We start from the raw sequence: 21,784 nt of genomic DNA, 5'->3' as shown, positions 1-21,784 counted from the left end.
GAGGCACAAACCAAGCCATCTCCTTGTGGCGCAACCCCCTTCTGGCGCAAGCGTCCGCTTGTGCCTCACGGCCAGCACTGTCATTCAGAGCGAGGCATAAACCAAGCCATCCCCTTCTGGCGCAAGCGTCCGCTTGTGCCTCACCGCCAGTACCGTCATTCAGAGGGAGGCACAAACCAAGCCATCTTTTCCCGCAGGACTCTACCTGACGACGGACTCATGCATTCGCTTTTCCCTGACAATAAATAATTTCTTGAATTTGGCAGTTGTCTTCAAATAACGAAATCAAACTCTATTATATGTATGGAATTTGATGTGTGTATTTTTATTTTTCTTTATGGTCACATTAAATAACCATTTTTTTAGATTCCATATTCATTCCCGGTTGGTATAGATTCTTGATCTTTATGGAATTTCATTTATCTTAGCGCATTAATTTTTCAAAATATTAAAAGATATAACCGGATGAAAAAAATCTTCTCATTTCTTATTGCGTGCCTTTTTGCTTTTCAATCTTTTGCAGATGAAGGAATGTGGCTGCCGTACCTTTTAGGGCAGGAAACTTACAACAACATGGTTAAACGTGGGCTGAAACTCACTAAGGAACAACTTTACAGCATCAACAAACCTTCTGTAAAAGATGCAATCGTGATCTTTGGCGGCGGCTGTACCGGAGAAATTGTAAGCGATAAAGGCCTGCTTTTTACCAACCACCATTGCGGCTACAACAACATTGCAAATGCAAGCACAGTAGAGCACAATTATTTAAAAGATGGTTTCTATGCAAAAAGCATGAAAGAAGAAATTCCCTCCGAAGGGCTTAGCGTAAAATTCCTGGATAAAGTTGTAGACGTAACAGACCAGTTCCTGCCCAAATTAAAAGGTTTAGCGGGCGCTGAACGCCAGAACAAAGGCAGTGAAATAGCACGTGAACTTATTGACAAATCTACCAACCAGGCTGCAGGCCTTGAAGCAAACATAATCCCTTTCTACAAAGGAAATCAATACCTGCTGTTTGTTTACAAGGTTTACAAGGATGTGCGACTGGTAGCAGCCCCACCAGAAAACATCGGCAAATTTGGTGGAGATACAGACAACTGGGAATGGCCGCGCCATACCGGTGACTTCTCTGTTTTTCGCGTGTACATGAGCCCCGAGGGCAACCCCGCAGCTTATTCTCCCAATAACGTTCCTTACAAACCCAAACACTTCCTGCCTGTTTCTATCAAAGGTGTAAAAGAAGGCGACTACGCCATGATCTATGGCTATCCCGGCGGCACCAACCGGTATGAAACCTCTTACGGTGTAAAACTTAAAAACGATATTGAGAATCCAACCCTGGTAAGCCTCCGCGACACACGCCTGAAGCTGATGATGAACGAAATGAAGAAAGATGCTGCTACCAAATTAAAGCTGGCTTCTTCTTACGCAGGCATTGCAAACTATTGGAAATTTTTCGACGGAGAATCAAAACAACTGAAAAAACACAATGTATACAACGTAAAGCAGGCACAGGAGCAGCAGTTCATCACTTGGGCAAAAAACAAACCTGAATACAAAGATATTTTTACCGACTATAAAACCGCCTACGAACAATGGACTCCATATGCTAAACAAAGAGTCTACTACACAGAAGGCATTATGGGCGCGCCCGTTGCAAGATACAGCAATATGTTGTCCGGTTTTGAAAAAGCACTTGCTGAAAATAACACGGAAGAGATCAATAAACTTAAAACCTCTCTTGACAGGGTAAGAAAAGGATTTATTGCAGAAGAAGACATACCAAGCGATAAAAATATTCTTGCAGCAACTGCACAGCTTTATTACAACGATGTAGATAAAAGCCAGCAACCAACCGAGTTCTACAACTGGCTGCAAACAAAATATGGCGCATTGGACGATGCCGTTACTTACAAAAAATGGGCTAACGATGCTTTTGAGAGCTCGCTGCTCATCAATGATGCTAAGTGGAACGCTTTTATTCAAAACCCTACCATGGCCCAACTCAACAGCGACCTGGTGTACCAGTACGTGCGTGCTTTTGGCAGATATTACCAGGAGCAGGTAGCGCCGAAATATGCTGCATTCAACAATAAGATCAGCGACCTCGGCAGGCTGTACATAAAAGGCTCACAGGAAATGAATCCCAAAGCAAATATATACCCTGATGCAAACTTCAGCATGAGGCTTTCTTATGGCACCGTACAATCTTATACGCCCAGAGATGCTGTATTTTACAACTACGCCACTACCATGAAAGGTGTATTGGAAAAATATGTGCCCGGCGATTATGAATTTGACCTGGCGCAGAAACAGATAGACCTGTACACGAAAAAAGATTTCGGCCAATACAAAGATCCCAAGTTTAATGATGTGGTGGTAGGCTTTATTACCAACAACGACATTACCGGTGGTAACTCAGGCTCGCCTGTGTTGAACGCTAAAGGTGAACTTATCGGCCTGGCATTCGATGGCAACTACGAAGCGCTGAGCCATAAAATTGCTTTTGACAAAGATCTGAACCGTACCATAAATGTAGATATCCGCTACGTGTTGTGGGTAATAGAAAAAATGGGCGGCGCTAAAAATATCATCAATGAACTAAAAATTGTGAGATAGGCATTTTGTAATTTAAGTTTCAATAAGGTCATCTCAAAAGGTGGCCTTATTTTTTACGGATTACAGACAAATAAATAAATTTTCTTGAAAACTAACATTTGATAATTGAAAAAATTATCGACATTTGCATGTAAATTCATTCAATCATTTTTAAAAAACGTTTACCGATTGTAAACATTTGTATTAATTTATTAAAAAATATTTAACCGGATGCTAAAAGAAATTTTAAAAAGAGAACAGGCCATAACGTTAGTAAAAGATACTTTTTCAAATGCGTTAGCGAGAGAATTAAACCTGGTGAAAGTGTCTTCACCTTTAATAGTTTTAGACGGCACCGGTATAAATGATGACCTCAATGGTATTGAAAGGCCGGTGGCTTTTCCCGTAAAGAGTATGGAAGAGAAACGCGCGGTAGTGGTGCATTCCCTGGCTAAATGGAAACGCCTTCGCCTAAAAGAGCTGGATGTGGAAGCAGGAAAAGGAATTCTTACAGACATGCGCGCCCTGCGCCCGGATGAAGATTATAGCCCGCTGCATTCTATCTATGTAGACCAGTGGGATTGGGAAAAACACATTGAGCCTGAAGAAAGAAACCTTGCTTATCTTAAAAAAACTGTCAAAAAAATTTACAGGGCTTTTAAACATACGGAAGCAGTTGTGCACGAGCATCATCATCACATTAAACCAACGCTGCCCGAAAATATTACGTTCATTCATTCCGAAGAGCTGCTGCAACGCTATCCGGGCAAGAAAGCAAAAGAAAGAGAGCATCTTATTGCCAAGGAATTTGGCGCTGTGTTTATAATGGGCATTGGCGGCAAACTATCCAACGACGAGCCGCATGATGGCCGTGCTGCAGACTATGATGACTGGAGCACCCAAAACGATGACGGCTACAACGGCATCAACGGTGATATTATTTTCTGGCATCCGCTGCTGGAATGCGCTTTTGAAGTATCGTCCATGGGCATCAGGGTAGATAAAAAAGCCATGAAACAACAGCTGAAACTTAAAAACTGTGAACAAAAAGCCGAACTTCCATTTCACAAACTATTGCTTTCGGGCAAGTTGCCAGAAAGTATAGGTGGAGGCATCGGCCAGTCCAGGACCTGCATGTTCTTATTGAAGAATACTCATATTGGCGAGGTACAGGTAAGTGTGTGGCCGGAAGATCAAAGAAAAAGAGTGCAGCAAGACGGCATTACGCTGCTTTAGCTTTCCTGATCTTTTCTATATTTTTTCTGCGCCGCTGCATTTCAAGCTGTATCTTTGATTTACTCTGCGTAACAATATAGACACCGGAAAAAACAAGTATGGCAGAAAGGATATTTTCATAACCGAAACTGCCCATGCCTATGGCTATAGCAACAACAGATGCTACAAAAGGCTGCAAATAATTATACATGCTCAGGGTAGTAGGCCGGATGGTTTTCTGGCCGACCGGGATCAATAAATAGGCTATAAACGTTGCAAACACTACAACGTAGCCTATTCTTAACCACGCATCTGTTGGCAATTGACTGAAAGGTGTATCAATAAAAGCGGTATAGCAAAGAGGAATGCTTATTATTAAAGAAAATAAAAACATCCATTTCATAATGTGAACCGGGTGATAAGTTGCAATAAGTTTTTTGAATAAAGTGAGATACAGCGCATAGCTGAATGATGAAAACAAAATTAATAGAATACCGTGTAAGCTGCTGTCGCCGGTCCCTTCGGCATTTGCCATTATAAGAAGCAATGCGCCTGAGGCGCCGACAGCCACGCCTGTCACTTTCAGCCAGCTGATAGGTTCACTGAGTATCAGAAAAGATAAAATCATTGTGATCACCGGAAGTAAAGTTGTTATTAAAGAAGCTGTAACGGGTGAAGTTGTGGAAAGACCGATGATAAATGATAACTGGTTGATGAGAACCCCGAGCATACCGGCAAGAAATAATTTGATGATATCTTTAAAAGGTATTCTTGCTTTTTTAATAAACACAGAAGCAATCCAGAAAAGCAGCGCCGCACCCGCTACCCTGAAAAGATGCAGCGATAAAGGCTGCAGCATATCCGGAAGCAAAGATCTTGATACGGCCATATTTAGTCCGAATATAATATTAGCTATCAACAGCGCAACGTGCCCCGAAGATCTTTTGATTATCCTCATTGAAAACAGTTAATTAGGTAAGGCACAAATATCATCAAACCGGTGATAACTGCCAAAAGAGAAACAAGCAATACAGCGCCTGCCGATACATCTTTGACAACTTTAATAATTTCATCATAATCGGTTGTGACGCGGTCGCAAAGTTTTTCAATGGCTGTGTTGAGCATTTCGGTCGCCATCACTACGGCACACAAGATCAGGACGATGAGCCATTCTGTTTTTGTAATGGAAAATATCCACGCAAATACAATGGCTATAACGCTTACAGCAAGCTGTATCTGGCCGTTTCGCTCTTTGGAAAAAAAAGTTATAATGCCGGCGAGTGCATACATAACCGATTGCAGGAATGGCGCTTTTCTATTCTTCATTTCCCCAACGATAAGCCTGGTTATCAAATCCACATAGATCAATTATCCTGTCTACCACGGTGGCGGCAAGCGCTTCAATAGTTTGCGGGCGGCTGTAAAAGGAAGGAGACAGCGGGCATACGATGCCGCCGGCAAGTGTTACAGTTTGCATATTCTGTATATGTACAAGGCTGTAAGGCGTATCACGGACAGCTAAGATCAGCTTTCTTCTCTCTTTCAGTATCACGTCTGCGGCACGGGTTACCAGGTCGTTGCTCACACCGGAAGCGATGCGGCCTAATGTGCCCATGCTGCAAGGCACAATGATCATGGTATCGTACCTGGCAGAGCCTGATGCAAAGGGCGCATTAAAATCCATTTTATCATAATACTTTACAGGGTAGTGTTTGTAAGCATCATTCTGCAATTCCGTAGACCACACATCTTGGGCGTTTCTGCTCATAACAATGCTGACATCTTCCCATTGGTCTTTAAGCATCATGAGTTTATCCAGCAGCAATTTTGCATACAACGATCCGCTTGCACCTGTAACCGCTATCACTATTTTTTTAGACATTGTGCAAAGTTACATTTTAAACTACTGATCGCGCAAACGCGCGTACACTTCCTTTATAAAATCTATGGCAAACTTTATCTCTTCACCAGTGGTGAACCTTCCCAGGCTAAAGCGTACGGAACTTTTTGCCATATCTTCAGGCACGCCCATTGCCGTTAAGACATGGCTGGGCATATTACTTTCGGCGCTGCACGCAGAGCCGGCAGATACCGCCATTTCTTTAGATAGCTCCGCTATCAGCCGCTTGCCGCTGACTTTTTTAAAAGACAAATTGCACACATTGAATATACGGCGCTGCCTGTGCCCATTCAGTAAGACGCCTTCAACACCAAGCAAAGCATTTTCAAGCGTATCTCTTAATGTTTCTATGCGTTTAGTTTCTTCTTCATGAAAAATATCCAACGATTTGCCCAATCCCACTATTCCCGGCACATTCAGCGTGCCGCTGCGCCAGCCACGCTCATGGCCGCCCCCGTGCACCTGTGCTGCAAGATTTACCCGCGGGTTTTTTCTTCGCACATACAAGCCGCCGATGCCTTTAGGCCCGTACATCTTATGCCCTGAAAAGCACAGCAGGTCTATGTTTTCGTCCTGCACATTCATTGGCAACTTACCTACTGCCTGGGTAGCATCGCAAAAGAAAAACACGTTTTTTTGTTTACAAATATTGCCAATGATTTTTATTGGCTGTAATACACCGGTCTCGTTATTGGCGTACATCACTGCTATTAGCAACGTATCTTCGCGGATGGCGCTTTGCAGCGACTCCATATCTAAAAGCCCGTGTGAGTCAACCGGCAAAACAGTTAGCTCCGCGCCTTTTTCTTCTAAGCTTTTGCAGGTATCCATTACTGCGCTGTGCTCCGTAGCCACAGTGATGATGTGTTTCTTTCTACCGCCATACATTCCGTATAACCCTTTAACAGCGAGGTTTACAGCTTCCGTAGCGCCGGAAGTAAAAATAATCTCCTGCGCATCGGCATGTAAATGAGCGGCAATTTTTTCACGTGCATTATCTACCGCTTTCCGCGCCTGCAAACCGTACACATGTGTAGCGCTTGAGGCGTTCCCAAACTGTGTGGTAAAGTAAGGCAGCATCTCCTGCAATACATTTTTATCAACGGGTGTTGTGGCATTATAATCCAGGTAGATCATGATCTGTTTTTAAATAGCAACAATATTTTTACTTTTATTTTCCTTTATTTTTTCCGGTAAAGATTGCAGTAGCTCGTGTTTCAGCAGGTTTACCAGTTTCTTTTTCACAAAGTCTGTGTTTGTTACCAGGCTCACTTCGCGCATGGGTTTGGGCGCTTTAAAGAGTTTTAGCTGCCGCAGCTGTTTCACGCCTAAATTTAATGTTGCCAGCTCGGGCAAAAACGTTACGCCGTCTGTTACGTCTACCAATCTTATTAAGGTTTCCAGGCTGCCTGCCTCGTATTCAAACAAGCTGCCGTGCAGGCTGTTTTTCCTTAATTCACAAAAGTTCATCACCTGCGAACGGAAGCAATGGCCTTCTTCCAGGAGCCAGAGCTTATCGGGGTTTATATCTTTTGACAAAATATATTCCTTGCCAATAAGGTCGCTTTTTTTAGAAGTATACACCATCAGCTCTTCGTAGAATAAAACATTTTCCCTGATGCCCTTATCATAGAGCGGTGTTACCAGTATGCCGGCGTCGAGAGCGCCTTCTTTTAAATCCCTTACCAGCAGGTCTGTAGTAACCTCATTGACAACAAGCTTTATTTTAGGGTATTTTTTTGTGAACAGCGGTATAAACAAAGGCAACAGGTAAGGGGCAAGCGTGGGTATAATGCCTACCCTCAACTCACCATTTACAATATCTTTTTTATCCGAAATAGACTGCAACAGCTCGTCTCTTTCCGCGATTATTTTCCTCGCATAAGCTATCACCTCCTGTCCTGCCTGTGTAACTGTTACAGGCTGTTTGGTGCGGTCGAATATTTTTACACCCAGCTCATCTTCCAGCTTTTGTATCTGCATGCTCAGCGTAGGCTGCGTTACATAACATTTCTCAGCGGCCAGAGAAAACTGTTTGTGGATGTTTAAGGAAATAATGTATTCTAACTGCGTAAAAGTCATATTGATAATTTCTATAAAGATAAGTAATAATTATCAATACATTTTATAGCTACTTTTTGAGGTAGCGTTTCATTTCTTTGGCATTATCGCGCTGTTTAATGGTTTCGCGTTTATCGTAGATCTTTTTGCCCTTTGCCAGCCCTACCTCTACCTTTACCAGGTTTCTCTCATTCACAAATATTTGCAGAGGCACCAATGTTAATCCTTTTTCTTTCAGCGCTGCCTGTATTCTTTTGATCTCTCGCTTTGTAAGCAACAGTTTACGGTCGTGTACAGCTACGTGGTTGTTGCTGGTTCCGAGTTTGTATTCAGCAATATACAAGCCCCTCAGCCAGATCTCACCTTTATCAAAAAAGCAGAAGCTGTCATTGAAGCTCACGCGCGCTTCGCGCACTGATTTTACTTCGGTACCAAGCAGCACAATACCAGCGGTGTATTTATCTTCGATAAAATAATGGTAATATGCCTGCCTGTTACTTATGCGTATATCCTTCATTGCTGCTCGCTCTTTAAAAAATCAAAAGCCCCTCGCTTGGTGAAAGGCTTTGAAATTATCTGTCAGAAAATTTTATTTCAACAAGTTCACATACACAGAAACCCGCTGTTTAAGGTCGTGCCTGTGTACAATAAAATCCAGGAAGCCGTGTTCAAGCTGGAACTCGCTTTTCTGGAATCCTTTGGGCAGCTCTTTTTTAATGGTGTCTTTGATCACCCTGGGGCCTGCAAAGCCAATGAGCGCGCCGGGTTCAGCAAAGTTAAAGTCGCCCAGCATGGCAAAGCTTGCAGTAACGCCGCCAAAAGTAGGATCTGTAACCAGCGAGAAGAACGGTATTTTAGCATTGCTCAGTTGTGTAAGCTTGGCGCTTGTCTTTGCCATCTGCATTAAGCTGAAGGCGCTTTCCATCATACGTGCGCCGCCGCTTTTGCTGATGACCATGAACGGGATCTGATGCTCAATGGCATAATCTACCGAACGGCTAAACTTCTCTCCCATGACACTGCCCAGTGAGCCGCCGATAAAGGCAAAATCCATGCTGGCGATAATCATCTCATTGCCGTTGACCTTGCCGGTAGCCACGCGCATACTGTCTTTCAGGTCGGTTTGAGAGTATAGTTTATCTAGCCTTTGCTGGTAAGATTTTAAATCTGTAAAGCCTAAAAAATCTATGCTTTTAATTTCATTGTAAAGCTCCTTGTATTGCGCATCATCAAACATCAGCCTGAAATATTCTTCGCTTTCAATGCGATGGTGGTAGCTGCACTTCGGGCACACATATTTACTGTCTGCCAATTCCTGAGAAGTACATATATAGCTACATTCCGGGCATTTACTCCAGAGGCCTTCGGGCATCTCCTTCTTTTCTGAAGTGCTGGTGCTGATGCCTTTTTTTAAACGTTGAAACCAACTCAAATTATCTTCTTTATTTTCAAGGTTCTGAAATACAGTTATATTTTCCGCTATAGGATCAAGGTTATCCGTTTCGTGATCCTGCTTATCAATTTCTTCTGCCATAGAGATTTGTAAAAAAACAATGTTATCACAAAATTAATGAACAATTCTATTCTACGTGTTTTTTATTGCTTTAATCTGCAAAGTTAGCAAAAATCTCCTAACATCAATTCGGTTTGTTGCTTACCGAAAACATGTTTAATTTTGCATAAAATTTTTTCAAATTAAAAACTACAACAAATGGCAAAATACAGAAGTGGCGTACTTTATGGCGAAGAGTTAAGGGCTTTGTACAACGATGCAAATGCTAATAAATTTGCAATGCCTGCCGTAAATGTAATTGGCACAAACTCTATCAATGCGGTACTGGAAACAGCGGCCAAAGTCAACTCTCCCGTTATCATACAATTCAGCAACGGCGGCGCCCAGTTCTTTGCCGGAAAGGGTATGCCGAATGACCAGTTGCAAGCCAATATTGCCGGAGCTATCAGCGGCGCCCTGCACGTACACAATGTAGCTCAATATTATAATGTGCCTGTGGTTTTACACACAGACCATGCCGCTAAAAAATGGTTGCCCTGGATAGATGCACTGATCAAAGCAGGCGAGCAATTTAAAAAAGAAAAAGGCCAGCCTTTATTCAGCTCCCACATGCTTGACCTGAGCGAGGAATCTTTGGAGGAAAACATTGAAACTTCTGTAGAATTTTTTAAGAAAATGGCTCCGCTCGGCATGAGCATTGAAGTGGAACTGGGCGTTACAGGCGGTGAAGAAGACGGTGTAGACAATACAGATGTAGACAATTCAAAATTGTATACCCAGCCGGAAGAAGTATGGCAGGTGTATGAAGCGCTGAGCCAGGTAGGCGACCTGTTTACCGTTGCAGCTGCGTTTGGTAATGTGCACGGCGTGTACAAACCGGGTAATGTGGAATTGCGTCCTGATATTCTTAAGAGCAGCCAGAGCTTTGTGTGTGAAAAATTAGGCTTAGGCAGCGAAGAAAAACCTGTATGCTACGTATTCCACGGTGGCAGCGGCTCTCCGAAACACCAGATCACTGAATCTCTGGACTACGGTGTAATCAAAATGAACATTGATACAGATATGCAATGGGCATTTTCTGAAGGTGTGTTTAATTATTACAAGAAAAATGAAGCTTACCTGCAAGGGCAATTAGGCAACCCGGAAGGCCCCGATGCTCCAAACAAAAAATACTATGATCCACGCGTGTGGTTGCGCAAAGGCGAAGAAACTTTCGTACAAAGATTACAGGAAGCATTTACCGACCTGAACTGCATCAACAGGAACGCATAATAATTCATTGAAATATTTTAACTTTAATCTCAGGACAACCTCCTGGGATTTTTTTATTTAAAAATAATACAATAATGAGGCTGCTACTGCTATCAACGGCCATGTTGCTATCTTTGAGTGCATCTGCACAGAAAGACACAGCCGGCATTGCCCCTGAAGACAGCACCACGATTGGCTTTGCCATGTACGACCTCTACCATAAACTGCCCGAAGGGCCGCTGGGAAATTTTATTGCCGATGGCATAAAAACAGCAGTACAGTTAAAATGGGGCAATAAGATAGATATTGCGCTGGTTTCTCCGCAATCGATCAGAGGAAAAATAGAGAAAGGCACTTTTAAGAAAAACCAGTTATTAAAGCTGTTGCCCTATGAAGACTCTATTGCCGTGATGAAAGTAAACGGGGTACAACTTAAACCCATGCTCGACAAGATCGCTTCTTTGGGAGGCTACGCTGTAGCCGGCCTGCAAATGCAGATAAACAACATGCAGGCAGACAGTATTTTTATCAACAGGCAACCACTGGACAGCGCTCGCGAATACATGCTGGCTATACCCTATTACCTCCTTGTAAAAAAAAGAATTCCTGTACCGGCAAATATACCCGTTTTAAATGCTGACCTGAGCATGCGCCGCGCCATATGTGAATATATTCAATGGCTTACCAACACCGGAAAAACTATATGGCCTGTTCCGTACAGAAGAATACGCTATGCTAACTAAAATCGCCGGAAATGGCTAAAACATTGGATTGTATGAATATAATGCGTATCTTCAAATCAAATTCTAAATAACCAGTTGTTTTATGCATTAGATAAATTTGAGCGAAATAAAAAATTTTTTTTTCAACAAAAAAAGCAAGAAATTCGTCTTCTGTTTTCGAGAGGTTTTCAATTGAAAATGAACGACATTTCTCATTATTAAATGTGTTTGCAATTAAAGTAATGAATAATACTGCGGAATCTGTTTGGAACAATTGTTTGAATATTATTAAGGATATTGTTGAGTGGCAGGAATACAAAACCTGGTTCGAACCCATTGTGCCCATTGAACTAAAAGATAACGGACTGTTGATACAGGTTCCCAGCCAGTTTTTTTATGAATACCTGGAAGAGCATTACGTTTCTTTATTGCAAAAAACACTTACCCGCACTTTAGGCCGCGGCGCTAAACTGGAATACCGCATAATGATAGACAGCGGATCTCAAAACAAAAGCGGCACTACAGATATACCAGGCGGCCATGCAAGGCCAAGCAGCGACAACAGCATTGAACTTCCCTGGAACTTCAACCGCGAAAAATCCGTAACCATCAATCCATTTGCCGCTCCCGGCATTACAAAATTCAAGATTGATTCACAACTCAATGATAACTATACTTTTGAATCTTTTATAGAAGGCGATTGTAACCGCGTGGCAAGAAGAGCAGGCAAAACCGTGGCGGAAAGGCCCGGCTCCACTTCGTTTAACCCATTGGTGATCTACGGCGGCACAGGCCTGGGAAAAACACACCTGATACAGGCTATAGGAAACGAAACCAAAAAGGCCAATCCCAATAAAGTTGTGCTGTATGTAAGCTGTGAGAAATTCATTAACCAGTTTATTAACCACTCCCGCAACAACCAGATAAACGATTTTATTCTTTTCTACCAGTTAATAGATGTGCTGATCATAGATGATGTGCAATACTTTGCTTCGGCCGACAAGAGCCAGGATGCCTTCTTTGCCATATTCAACCACCTGCACCAGAGCGGCAAGCAACTGATCATGACATCGGATAAACCGCCCAAAGACCTTAACGGTTTGCAGGAAAGGCTGCTGAGCCGCTTTCGCTGGGGATTGAGCACCGACATACAAATACCCGATCCTGAAGTGCGCCTGGAAATACTTCGCCAGAAAATGCATAAAGACGGTGTAGACATTCCGAAAGAAGTATTGAAATACGTAGCCAACAATATTTCCACCAACGTGCGTGAACTGGAAGGCGCTTTCCTTTCGCTGCTGGCACAGTCATCGCTGAATAAAAAGGAAATTGATATTGATATTGCTAAAAAAGTTCTGCGCAACATCATTAAATCCAATTCAAAAGAAATAACCATAGAAGCCATTCAGAAAATGGTATGCGAATATTTTGATGTGCCTTATGAAAAGCTTCTGCAGAAAACCCGGAAGCGCGAGATTGTACAGGCAAGGCAGATAACGATGTACCTGGCGAAGGCATTTACAAAAAATTCCCTCAAGACCATCGGCGAACATTTTGGCGGCCGCGACCATACCACCGTGATCCATAGCTGCCAGACTGTAAAGGACCTGATGGAGACCGATTCTGTATTTAATGAAAATGTGATGGAGCTCACGCAAAAAGTGCAGCTTGCCACGCTGAATTAGCGGTTAAAAATTTGGTATTATAAAAATGGAGTAATACATTTGCATCCCTGTTTAAGCGAAAGGTGAGGTGGATGAGTGGCTGAAATCAGTAGTTTGCTAAACTGCCGTACGGGTTAAACTGTACCGAGGGTTCGAATCCCTCCCTCACCGCTGAGAGGGTCTTCATTGAGAAGACCCTCTTTTTTTCGTATATTAATAATCCTTTTTCTTTCATTTTTAAATGGTTATGCGGCAATAAACCGAGCATGGTAGGTGTTCGATAAATACCGTTTTTCATAATACAGATTGCTGTCGAACACCCTGTTCACAAATTCCCTCTTTTGCAGGGTATCGGATACCGTATATACGTGGCGGATATCTGTCAATAGGTTTAGGTTGTCTTCCAAAATGCTGAACGCCTTGCTCTGGTCATTGCTCAATCGTTCAATCGCCCCTTTGAGGTTCAGTATCTCGTTGCTGTATATCGAATACCAACGGTCGTAGGTATCTTTATTGATTTCGTTCTTTATCCATTTCTCCTCGACCGAGAACAGTTTTTCCTCGACTTCCTGCAATTGGGCTCTCTTTTCGATGACCTTTTTACGGTTGCTCTCCATTTCCAAATCGAGCGAGCTTTTGGTAACTGTCCTAATCTTCCTTACCCTTGCACTCGGCAGGCTCATCAGTTCGCAGGCTTCCAAAAATTGATTGTGGGCTTTGATGGCACTTATATTATTGTGCTTGGAGTGTCTGCACTTATAGTAATAGAAATACTTGCCCGATTTACCCCTTGATGGCGCACCCGAAGGATGGCTTCCACAATGGCAATTTTTCCTCTTTCTCACGTTCCCTTTGCTCGTTAATTTCCAAAATGGTCTTGTCGATTTCGGGAGTTTCCTTTTTGTTCTCACTGTTTTCCATCGCTATTATTCCTTTCTGTTGGTGAAAAATGAAGCAGATTGTCCGCTTCATTTTTGAAATTACCCTGAAGGGGTGTTTGAGCTTTCAATGTTGTAGTCAGAGGTAGCATTTGGCGTTTAGATGCCAAATTATGTATTGCAACCCCAATTTTGGTTAAAGTATTTTCTGTAAATTTGCATCAAACAAAAACACATATTTCAATGAAGCTATAAGTAACTGTTCAAAAAGAGAGATAATAATTCATCAATTATGCAAAGTGATGAAGAAATATATTGCAAATTTTAAATTTCAGAACAATGACACAGTTACAAATGATTGATACAACCAAATCAATAGCTCAACAAGACAAAAATGTTTCCGCAGTTTTAATGTATGGTTCGTTTACCAAAAATGAGGGAGACCAATATTCTGACATCGAGTTTTATATCTTCCTGAAAAACAAAGAAAATTTTTCTGCCGAAAAGTGGGTGAATCAGATTTATCCAACGGCTTTGTACTTCACGAATGAATACGCAAGTGAAGTTGCCATTTTTGAAAATCTAATTAGAGGCGAGTTCCATTTTTTAACAGTAAATGAGATTGACGTTATAAAATCGTGGGAGGGTTTTGTATCGTTCAGTGATTTTGACCAAATGAGTTTAATTGACAAAGACGGTCTTTTAGCTAAAACACTTAATCAAATCAAAATAAAGTCGCCTGAACGTATTACAGATGAGAATATCTTGTTCTTAAGTCAATCATTATTAAATGTATTATTGACAACAAACAATTTGATAAAAAGACAGGAATATGCTCACGCTTACCAGAGTCTATCAAATGTACAAAAGTATTTACTTTGGTTAATCCGAATAGCGACCAATCAAACCAATCATTGGGAAAGCCCTACTAAAAGTCTGGAAACAGACATTGATAAAGGTTGGTATTCAGAATTTAGATTGACCACATCTGATTTGGATAAGGAAAATTTAAAAAAAGCTTTTCAAAATTCATTGAACTTATCGAAAAAGCTATTTGATGAATTAGATATTGCAACAGACTTAAAACTATTGTTAAATAGAATTGGATAAAAACCATTCCCAAAAAAGAACAAAAAAAGGTAGCAAAGATAAGGTATAATATGATATATACAGAAAATGAAGTGTTCGACATAATTCTAAACTGTGAGCATACACCAAAAGTCGTTCTCATGTGTGGACTGTCAGGATCCGGAAAAACCACATTCGCAAAACAGTTAGAATGTTATGGTTTTCATAGGCTATCGGTCGATGAAGAAATATGGAATAACTATGGTCAGTTCGGAATAGATTATGCTGAAGAAGAATATGATAAGCTATCAGCTTTAGCAGAAAAGGCACTGTTTATTCAGTTTTTGGAACTTCTAAAATCAAAACGGAATATAGTAGTAGACTTTAGTTTCTGGCAAAAAGAAAAGCGTAACGAGTTTAAGCGGATAGTGGAAACAAACCACGGAAAGTGGTTTCTTGTTTATATGAACCCTCCTATTTCGGCAATAAAAAATAGACTGAAAATTAGAAATAAAAATTTTGAGGCAAATGCCGCTTTTCCGATTACAGATTCCATCCTAAACAAATATCTACTTGGCTTTCAACCCCCTAAACAAGAGAATCAATTGGAAATAACCTCCAATAATGTAAGTTAATCGAAGCAGAAAGAGATGGCAAAAAAATGTGGTATTATAAAAATGCTAAATTTGTATCTCCTTTCTTTAAAGACAGACTAGAAAGAGAATATTTTTATGGGGCACATCAGAGAATACTACGAGCGGATAACAAAATTACAGGAAACAGAATGGGAATTTATAGCTTCCCACTTTGACAGGAGGGTTTTTGGCAAAAACGAAACCATCACACGACAGGGCGAAACAGAAAAATACCTTTCCTTTGTAGAAACAGGCATCGTTCGGTTTTATATTCCAGATGATGAAAACGAGCTGACTTTTAATTTCTGTTTTGATAAAGAATTTACCTGTGCTTACAATTCATTCCTGACCCAGACATCATCTGAATACGAATTGCAGGCATTGACGGAAACCGTGGTTTGGCAAATATCTTATGATGATTTGCAAAAAGTGTATGCAAAGACCAAAGCAGGAAACTATTTAGGGCGTTTTGTATCGGAGAAACTGTTTTTGCAGAAAAGCAAAAGAGAATTGTCGCTTTTAAAACACACAGCCAAAGAACGGTATCTAAACCTGTTCAATGAGCAACCTGATATTTTAAAATTCATTCCGTTAAAATACGTTGCTTCCTATATCGGAATAACACCACAGGCTTTGAGCCGGATACGCAGACAAATTGCATAGCAATCGCTAACATCGTTGAAAATCAACGGAATCCGTGTGTAAATACTTAACATAGGTTCATTGCCTACCATGTTTATTCTTTGGAAATTTGTTGAAAAATCCAAAGAATAATGAAACGATCCATCTTAGCATACGGACACCATATCTTAAAAAAGAAATGCAACGACATCGAAAAGGATTATCCTGAATTGGATAAATTAATTGCCGATATGTGGGAAACTATGGAAAATGCCAATGGTTGCGGATTGGCATCACCACAGATAGGACTTCCGGTTAGACTGTTTATCGTGGACAGTAAATCAACTTTTGATAACCTCGGAGAAGAAGACAGAAAGTTTTATTTCCCCCAAGATGATAAAGGCATAATGGAAACTTTTATCAACGCCAAAATCATCCAACGGTCTGAAGAACTTTGGGAAGACGAAGAGGGCTGTTTAAGTATTCCAAATTTATTCTACAAAGTAAAGCGGAATTGGGCGATAACGATTGAATATTATAATCGGAATTTTGAAAAGCAAATCCATACATTCAGTGGAACGACCGCGCGAATGATACAGCACGAATACGACCATACCGAGGGAGTTCTCTATCTCGATTATCTCAAGCCTTTAACAAAAAGGCTTATGGCTTCCAAACTTCAAAAAATCCTAAAAGGTCAAATTGTACCAGCCTATCCCATGAACTTCATACGATAGAAAAAGCAACCATTTTAAACATACTTACTTATGATAAATATTAGAAAGCCGACATAGATGACGTGATAACTATTTCAAAATTGGGACGTATAACATTTTCAGATACGTTTGAGTCTTTTTTCAACGACAAGAACGAACTGTTGGATTACTTGGAAGACATTTTTTCGGAAAAAAGGATTCATGACAGTACTAAAAGCGGAATCCATTTATTGGATTGCTTTCTACGATAGCATTCCTGTTGGTTATGCGAAAATTAAACTGGACTTCACAAGCCAATTGATAATCCCTCCAAAAACATGCTATCTTGATAAGATTTATGTCGTAAATAAATTTATAAGCAAAGAAATCGGTAAAGAACTGCATAAAATTTTAATGCAAGAAATAATTGCTTTGAAGTATCAGTGTATTTGGCTCTCTGTAGTAGGAATACGAAAAATCAGTTTGGTTTTAGAAAGATTATTTCAGATTACGTTAGGGGATTTGCATCATTCTTTCCATCGAATGAAATATCGTTCCGGCTCACGAACCGCATTTTTAGCCCAATTGAAGTTTTTCTTTGGAAGAATATATGGACAAGGATTTATAGAGGTATCAAAAACAAACAAAAAGGGAAGCAAAGATAACGGATAACGATAACTGCGCACACATAATGGCTTCGCCACCCCTTCGGGACTTATAGTGTTTCATTATCTTATATCCATTGATAGAATGGCTTTCTTTTTTTTCTGTTTTTTTCTTTTGGAGTGTTTACCATTGTTTCACAACAATTAAAAATATAAATTTTTAGAATTATACTAAATTTCTAATTGTTAGACAAGCTATTAACGTAGGTAAATGTATTAAGAAACCAACCATCTATTTTTTACATCCCCGAACTCGTTCTCATTTTCGGCAATTGATTTCCATTCCAACACAGATTGTGGCACAGAATTGTCATTATTGCTGTATTTTTTATACAATATACTTGCTAAAGAAACAGCTTTTTGTTTTAGTAAGAGATAATCCGCTAAAGAAATAGTTTCTGAATTAATATTTAAACTTGAAATATATTCCAAGGACGAATAGACCGCTCCTTCGATATTCGACAAATCTACCTCACTATGATTAATTAAATCTTTTATGATGTCAAAAATATCACTCATAATTTCTACTATACGCCATTTTAACGGAATACTTAATACTTCTAATAACTGGTTTAAAAAGTCTTTCAATCCTTGATAAGGACTACTATGAACCACTAAAATAACAGAATCTAAGGCATCAACTAGCACTGTTCTGTTTTGTGAGATTAAAGCCTTTTGCAATTCTATCAAATAGGTTTTATAATCATCATACATCCCAAATACTATTTTTGCTTTCAGAATAGAGACATCGTGTATTTCCATATCATTTATAAGACTTTTTAATCGTTGGGTTATTTCAGCATTTAGGTCTTTTTTAGAATAACCAAAAACCCTTGACAGTATATTAGTCAAATTTTTAAACCTGGCTAAAAATTCATCATATACTCGTCCACCAAAACCTTCTGATTTGTATTTTTCGTCTATCAGATAATGTTTATCCAAATGCCACCATTGTTCGCATTTAGCTAAAAGACTTTCAAATTCTTCAACACTCCATTTTACGCCATCGGAATTATTTATAGTCTGGGAGCCATAAAGTAATTCTTCTGCATATCGGTCTCCTCCTCCTGACATTCCAATGCCCTTTTCTGTCCGTAAACCCTGAATATTAAAATTGTTGTTTTTAATGTATTCCCTATACAAACTTTCAACACTGATGTGAGTAGGATGTACCCATTTTATAAAAGCGAAATGATAATAATTAGTTTTTTGTGGAAAGCCATCGTCATCTGTATATTGCCAGATAATATTGAAAAGTCTTTTTTCTTGATTTTTAGTGAGCTGCTTCACTTCATATAAAAACATTAAACGTTTAATTGCGTTAATCCTAAAATTGGAGTTTTCGGACGCTTTTAGATAAATACTATTTAGTTGTTTTGGTTCGATTTTTAATTTACCTTCAATTTTAGATGCTTTTAAAAAATCAAAGGGCTCCTTAAATGTTGTCTGAGCTATCGCACTATTAGCATCTAAAATAGGAGTATCCATCAGTAATTCAGAAGCTTGTTTTAGAGTATTCTTATTGCTCGAATCTATTAAGTTTTTAAACAGCTTATCCAATTGTGGCAAGGATATGAGTTGCTTATATATAGTTTGGTACAGTTTAAAAATTTCTATTCGTATTTCATCGCTGCATTTTGTGCATAAACGTGATAATACCGCAGGAACTTTATCGGTATATACTTTTGCAATAGGATTAGATTCTCGCTCCGGTAATAATGTTTCAAATCTATTTAGATACTCCTTTATATAATTGTCTACTTCAGAAATAGATAAATTTGTCAACTGTCTACGGTCAAAAGTAACCTCAACAACTTTGTCACTTCTATATCGGTTTAAAATTGCTATACCCCACTTTGGGGAGGCGTGTTTAATACGTTCAATTACTCCATTTATAGTTTTGTTATCAATGTTCACTGCCGATAAACTTAATGGAATAGCAAGTTCTTCGAGGTAACGTAGAAAGGTATAAGCTGTTATAAAGTCTTTAGAGGAGCCACCTAATGTAAAAGTACGTGTACTTAGACCGATTTCAAACTCACTTTTAACAGTTACGTCTTTTTGAGGAATATAAGGCTGGCTAAGCATTAAATCAAAATATTTTTTCTCATTCCACGGGTCACATTTATATTGTAATAAATCATTCCATCGTTCATCGAAATCCTCTTTGTTTGTTTCTTCTTTTTCTTGATTATTCCACTGCCCCCAACGGATATTCTGTTGAACCATTTTGAGCTGAAACATTACATAGGATTCTTGAGAAACCCAAAAATAATCATTATCTATTGGAGATAAATTAAGTTTTTTGCGAATTTCCGTTAGAATTGATTCTAATAAACTTGCTGCTTCTTTTAATTGGCCAAACTCAGTCATTAACATAGCACGTTTAGCACCCCAAAACAAAGGCATATTACTTTGTGGCCACTCGTTTAATAACTTTTTTGCTTCTGTATATTGCATTTTGAACATAGCATTTAATACTTGTTCATAATAAAAATGTGCTAACTGTTCAGAAGATAAATGCTTTTTGATGCTAATAATTGTGTCATAAGTTGCCGTCCATTCTTTTTCAAAATGCTCTTCTCTATAAAATCTTAATAATGATAAAGAAAGTTGTACCCACAACTTTTTATAATGTTCCCAGTCAATATCATTGCGTGTACAGGTGTCTATATTGATTTCTCTTCTTTCTATAATTTCTGTTGGAAAGAAATTATAACGATTTAAAATCTGCTGAAAAGGAGGCACAATATTATTCCATATAGGGAACAAACACTTTTCTAATCGCCAATTGAGTTCATAGATATAATCAAGCTCTTCAAAAAGTTGAAGTTGCTCAAAAACAGACTTATCAGAACTCTGTCTTTCTGTATACATCCATAATTTATCTCTTTGCTCTTGAGGTAAGATTATCCAGTTAGGGTATTTTTCTCGACATTCTCTCCATTCTTTAATAAGAAACTCTGGGTTCTTGTCTTTTGATAATTGGAATGTTTTCAGGTCTGAGGATAAAAAAGGCCATTCCAAATTATCACGTTTACTACGCTGGTTTGCGAGATAGGTTATAAAAAGTTGTAATCCTTTCTTATGGTCTCCTTTGACATCTTCACAATTGGATAAATCAACAGCAACAATATTTTTGTTACTCAATAGTTTTTTCTGTGATTCTGAAAGATTTAAGACACCTATCAGGTAAATTTTAGGGGCATTGTTCTTTCCTATATTATCATTAATCCATCCAGTCCATTGGAGAAAATTTGGGTCATCTCCAGAGAAACCAATCAAACATAACGTATTTTCCAATAAGGATTGTTGAACTGTATTAACAAAAGGAGCGTATTTTTTTGGATATATTCTATAATCTTCCTCTGTAATCACAAATGGACGTTCTGATGGTAAACTGCCATGCAACTTTATTATTCGTGGTTTATTAGAATAAACGAGGTCACTCTGATTAAGTACAATATCATATTTTCTCGAAATAACATCTTTGCAACTTCTTTCAAGTAAAGTATCATAATTAGTTGTAAAAACATCTGTCCAAGGAAGCTCCATTAACATTTTGTGAACATCTGATGGTTCATATTCACTATCTGCAATGTTATTCTGGATAAAATGTTCTAATGCAGAACGACCAAACGTAGCCTCAAATTCTTCTGCTAATTTTAATAAGCTCAAATATTTGACCTTATCATCAGGTTTCTGGTTATATAATTTTTCATAAAAAGCGTCGCCTAATTGTCCCCAATTTGGAGGATACTTAGTCGAGTTAATAGTATTAACAGCATTTTTGCTAAAACCAGCACCGACCATAACAGAGGCGTGTCCTGTCCAAAGACGTTCAGCTATTTCGGAAAAATAGGATAAAATCTCTGATGGGAATATTGTCATTCTTTTTGATAGGAAATTTACGATTTTAATGTTGTATTATAAAAGTTAAGTCTATAAATTCATTTTATCCCATCCAAAAAGGTTAAAAATGGTATTAAGTGTTCGACTGTAATCCCTGTCAGCCCGCAAAAAGACATTGAGTATCAATGTCTTTTTTTTGCAACGATGAAAATCAAATCAGGCTTTATGGTAGCCAGTTCTTCTTAAATACTGAAATGATGAGAAAATAATCTTTGAGAAAAAATTATTGTATTATGATCGTGAAGCCATATAGGCTGAAGATTACAAATTTTAGGTTGATTTCTCTAAGGGTCGGTATAAATTTCTTTATCATAACTCTTCATTTTCAATTATTCGCAGAGGGCCTCAGGCAGCCAGACAAAACCGGAAACGGAAATTCTGATTGG

Annotated in this window: 20 protein-coding genes and 1 tRNA gene; 11 read left to right on the top strand and 10 right to left on the bottom strand. The window is 39.2% G+C overall.

Going from position 1 to position 21,784, the window contains the following annotated elements:
* Window positions 1–465 precede the first annotated feature (465 nt).
* The gene (locus OD355_RS09995) at window positions 466–2,619 is read left to right on the top strand and encodes a S46 family peptidase (protein WP_263038330.1); all 2,154 of its coding nucleotides are present in this window, start codon (window positions 466–468) and stop codon (window positions 2,617–2,619) included.
* Between the two features lie 210 nt (window positions 2,620–2,829).
* The gene (gene asnA / locus OD355_RS09990) at window positions 2,830–3,834 is read left to right on the top strand and encodes an aspartate--ammonia ligase (protein WP_263038329.1); all 1,005 of its coding nucleotides are present in this window, start codon (window positions 2,830–2,832) and stop codon (window positions 3,832–3,834) included.
* On the opposite strand, the gene OD355_RS09985 is transcribed toward asnA, so the two are convergent.
* The 7 genes from OD355_RS09985 to accD form a co-directional block, all read right to left on the bottom strand.
* Entirely contained in the window at window positions 3,821–4,771 is a 951-nt protein-coding gene (locus OD355_RS09985; RefSeq protein ID WP_263038328.1) for a DMT family transporter, read from the bottom strand. The two genes, asnA and OD355_RS09985, sit on opposite strands and share 14 nt — an antisense overlap.
* The gene (locus OD355_RS09980; protein ID WP_263038327.1) at window positions 4,768–5,139 is read right to left on the bottom strand and encodes a diacylglycerol kinase family protein; all 372 of its coding nucleotides are present in this window, start codon (window positions 5,137–5,139) and stop codon (window positions 4,768–4,770) included. Before OD355_RS09980 ends, OD355_RS09985 begins: the two co-directional genes overlap by 4 nt.
* On the bottom strand, window positions 5,129–5,695 hold the full coding sequence (locus tag OD355_RS09975; RefSeq protein ID WP_263038326.1) for a UbiX family flavin prenyltransferase: 567 nt from the start codon (window positions 5,693–5,695) through the stop codon (window positions 5,129–5,131). Before OD355_RS09975 ends, OD355_RS09980 begins: the two co-directional genes overlap by 11 nt.
* 21 nt (window positions 5,696–5,716) lie before the next feature.
* Window positions 5,717–6,850, bottom strand: coding sequence for a cysteine desulfurase family protein (locus tag OD355_RS09970; RefSeq protein WP_263038325.1), 1,134 nt, complete (start codon window positions 6,848–6,850; stop codon window positions 5,717–5,719).
* Between the two features lie 9 nt (window positions 6,851–6,859).
* Window positions 6,860–7,795, bottom strand: a complete 936-nt coding sequence (locus OD355_RS09965; protein ID WP_263038324.1) for a hydrogen peroxide-inducible genes activator — start codon at window positions 7,793–7,795, stop codon at window positions 6,860–6,862.
* 49 nt (window positions 7,796–7,844) lie between these two features.
* The gene (smpB, locus tag OD355_RS09960; protein ID WP_263038323.1) at window positions 7,845–8,291 is read right to left on the bottom strand and encodes an SsrA-binding protein; all 447 of its coding nucleotides are present in this window, start codon (window positions 8,289–8,291) and stop codon (window positions 7,845–7,847) included.
* A gap of 72 nt (window positions 8,292–8,363) precedes the next feature.
* Entirely contained in the window at window positions 8,364–9,308 is a 945-nt protein-coding gene (gene accD / locus OD355_RS09955; RefSeq protein ID WP_263038322.1) for an acetyl-CoA carboxylase, carboxyltransferase subunit beta, read from the bottom strand.
* 177 nt (window positions 9,309–9,485) lie between these two features.
* On the opposite strand from accD, the gene fbaA reads away from it, so the two are divergent.
* From fbaA to OD355_RS09935, 4 genes are all read left to right on the top strand, one after another.
* Window positions 9,486–10,559, top strand: a complete 1,074-nt coding sequence (gene fbaA, locus OD355_RS09950) for a class II fructose-bisphosphate aldolase (RefSeq protein WP_263038321.1) — start codon at window positions 9,486–9,488, stop codon at window positions 10,557–10,559.
* Between the two features lie 74 nt (window positions 10,560–10,633).
* Window positions 10,634–11,281 (top strand): 5'-nucleotidase C-terminal domain-containing protein, encoded by a 648-nt coding sequence (locus OD355_RS09945; RefSeq protein WP_263038320.1) that lies wholly within the window; start codon window positions 10,634–10,636, stop codon window positions 11,279–11,281.
* Between the two features lie 221 nt (window positions 11,282–11,502).
* Complete coding sequence (gene dnaA, locus OD355_RS09940; protein WP_263038319.1) at window positions 11,503–12,945, top strand: chromosomal replication initiator protein DnaA; 1,443 nt, start codon at window positions 11,503–11,505, stop codon at window positions 12,943–12,945.
* Window positions 12,946–13,006: 61 nt separating this feature from the next.
* Window positions 13,007–13,095: transfer RNA gene (locus OD355_RS09935), tRNA-Ser, on the top strand.
* A 74-nt stretch (window positions 13,096–13,169) separates the two neighbouring features.
* Here the strand turns inward: OD355_RS09935 and OD355_RS09930 are convergent.
* Together OD355_RS09930 and OD355_RS09925 are read right to left on the bottom strand one after the other, a co-directional pair.
* On the bottom strand, window positions 13,170–13,499 hold the full coding sequence (locus OD355_RS09930) for a hypothetical protein (RefSeq protein WP_263038318.1): 330 nt from the start codon (window positions 13,497–13,499) through the stop codon (window positions 13,170–13,172).
* A gap of 208 nt (window positions 13,500–13,707) precedes the next feature.
* Window positions 13,708–13,896 (bottom strand): hypothetical protein, encoded by a 189-nt coding sequence (locus OD355_RS09925; RefSeq protein WP_263038317.1) that lies wholly within the window; start codon window positions 13,894–13,896, stop codon window positions 13,708–13,710.
* 245 nt (window positions 13,897–14,141) lie between these two features.
* Here OD355_RS09925 and OD355_RS09920 point away from each other — a divergent pair, with 245 nt between their 5' ends.
* The 5 genes from OD355_RS09920 to OD355_RS09900 all read left to right on the top strand — a co-directional run bounded on the left by OD355_RS09920 (window position 14,142) and on the right by OD355_RS09900 (window position 17,493).
* Window positions 14,142–14,912 carry an aminoglycoside 6-adenylyltransferase gene (locus tag OD355_RS09920; protein ID WP_263038316.1) on the top strand — a complete coding sequence of 257 codons (771 nt, stop codon included), beginning with the start codon at window positions 14,142–14,144 and terminating at the stop codon, window positions 14,910–14,912.
* A 50-nt stretch (window positions 14,913–14,962) separates the two neighbouring features.
* Window positions 14,963–15,505 carry an AAA family ATPase gene (locus OD355_RS09915; RefSeq protein ID WP_263038315.1) on the top strand — a complete coding sequence of 181 codons (543 nt, stop codon included), beginning with the start codon at window positions 14,963–14,965 and terminating at the stop codon, window positions 15,503–15,505.
* Window positions 15,506–15,601: 96 nt separating this feature from the next.
* Complete coding sequence (locus tag OD355_RS09910) at window positions 15,602–16,168, top strand: Crp/Fnr family transcriptional regulator (protein WP_263038314.1); 567 nt, start codon at window positions 15,602–15,604, stop codon at window positions 16,166–16,168.
* Window positions 16,169–16,278: 110 nt separating this feature from the next.
* Window positions 16,279–16,863, top strand: coding sequence for a peptide deformylase (gene def / locus OD355_RS09905; protein ID WP_263038313.1), 585 nt, complete (start codon window positions 16,279–16,281; stop codon window positions 16,861–16,863).
* Window positions 16,864–17,043: 180 nt separating this feature from the next.
* On the top strand, window positions 17,044–17,493 hold the full coding sequence (locus tag OD355_RS09900) for a GNAT family N-acetyltransferase (RefSeq protein ID WP_263038312.1): 450 nt from the start codon (window positions 17,044–17,046) through the stop codon (window positions 17,491–17,493).
* Between the two features lie 209 nt (window positions 17,494–17,702).
* Here OD355_RS09900 and dsr2 read toward each other — a convergent pair whose 3' ends face one another.
* Complete coding sequence (gene dsr2 / locus OD355_RS09895; protein ID WP_263038311.1) at window positions 17,703–21,377, bottom strand: anti-phage defense-associated sirtuin Dsr2; 3,675 nt, start codon at window positions 21,375–21,377, stop codon at window positions 17,703–17,705.
* Window positions 21,378–21,784: the final 407 nt, after the last annotated feature.

The sequence above is a fragment of the Haoranjiania flava genome, from assembly GCF_025631005.1.
GTDB classification, from domain to species: Bacteria; Bacteroidota; Bacteroidia; order Chitinophagales; family Chitinophagaceae; genus Haoranjiania; species Haoranjiania flava.
This window is presented reverse-complemented; position numbering and strand designations above follow the sequence as displayed.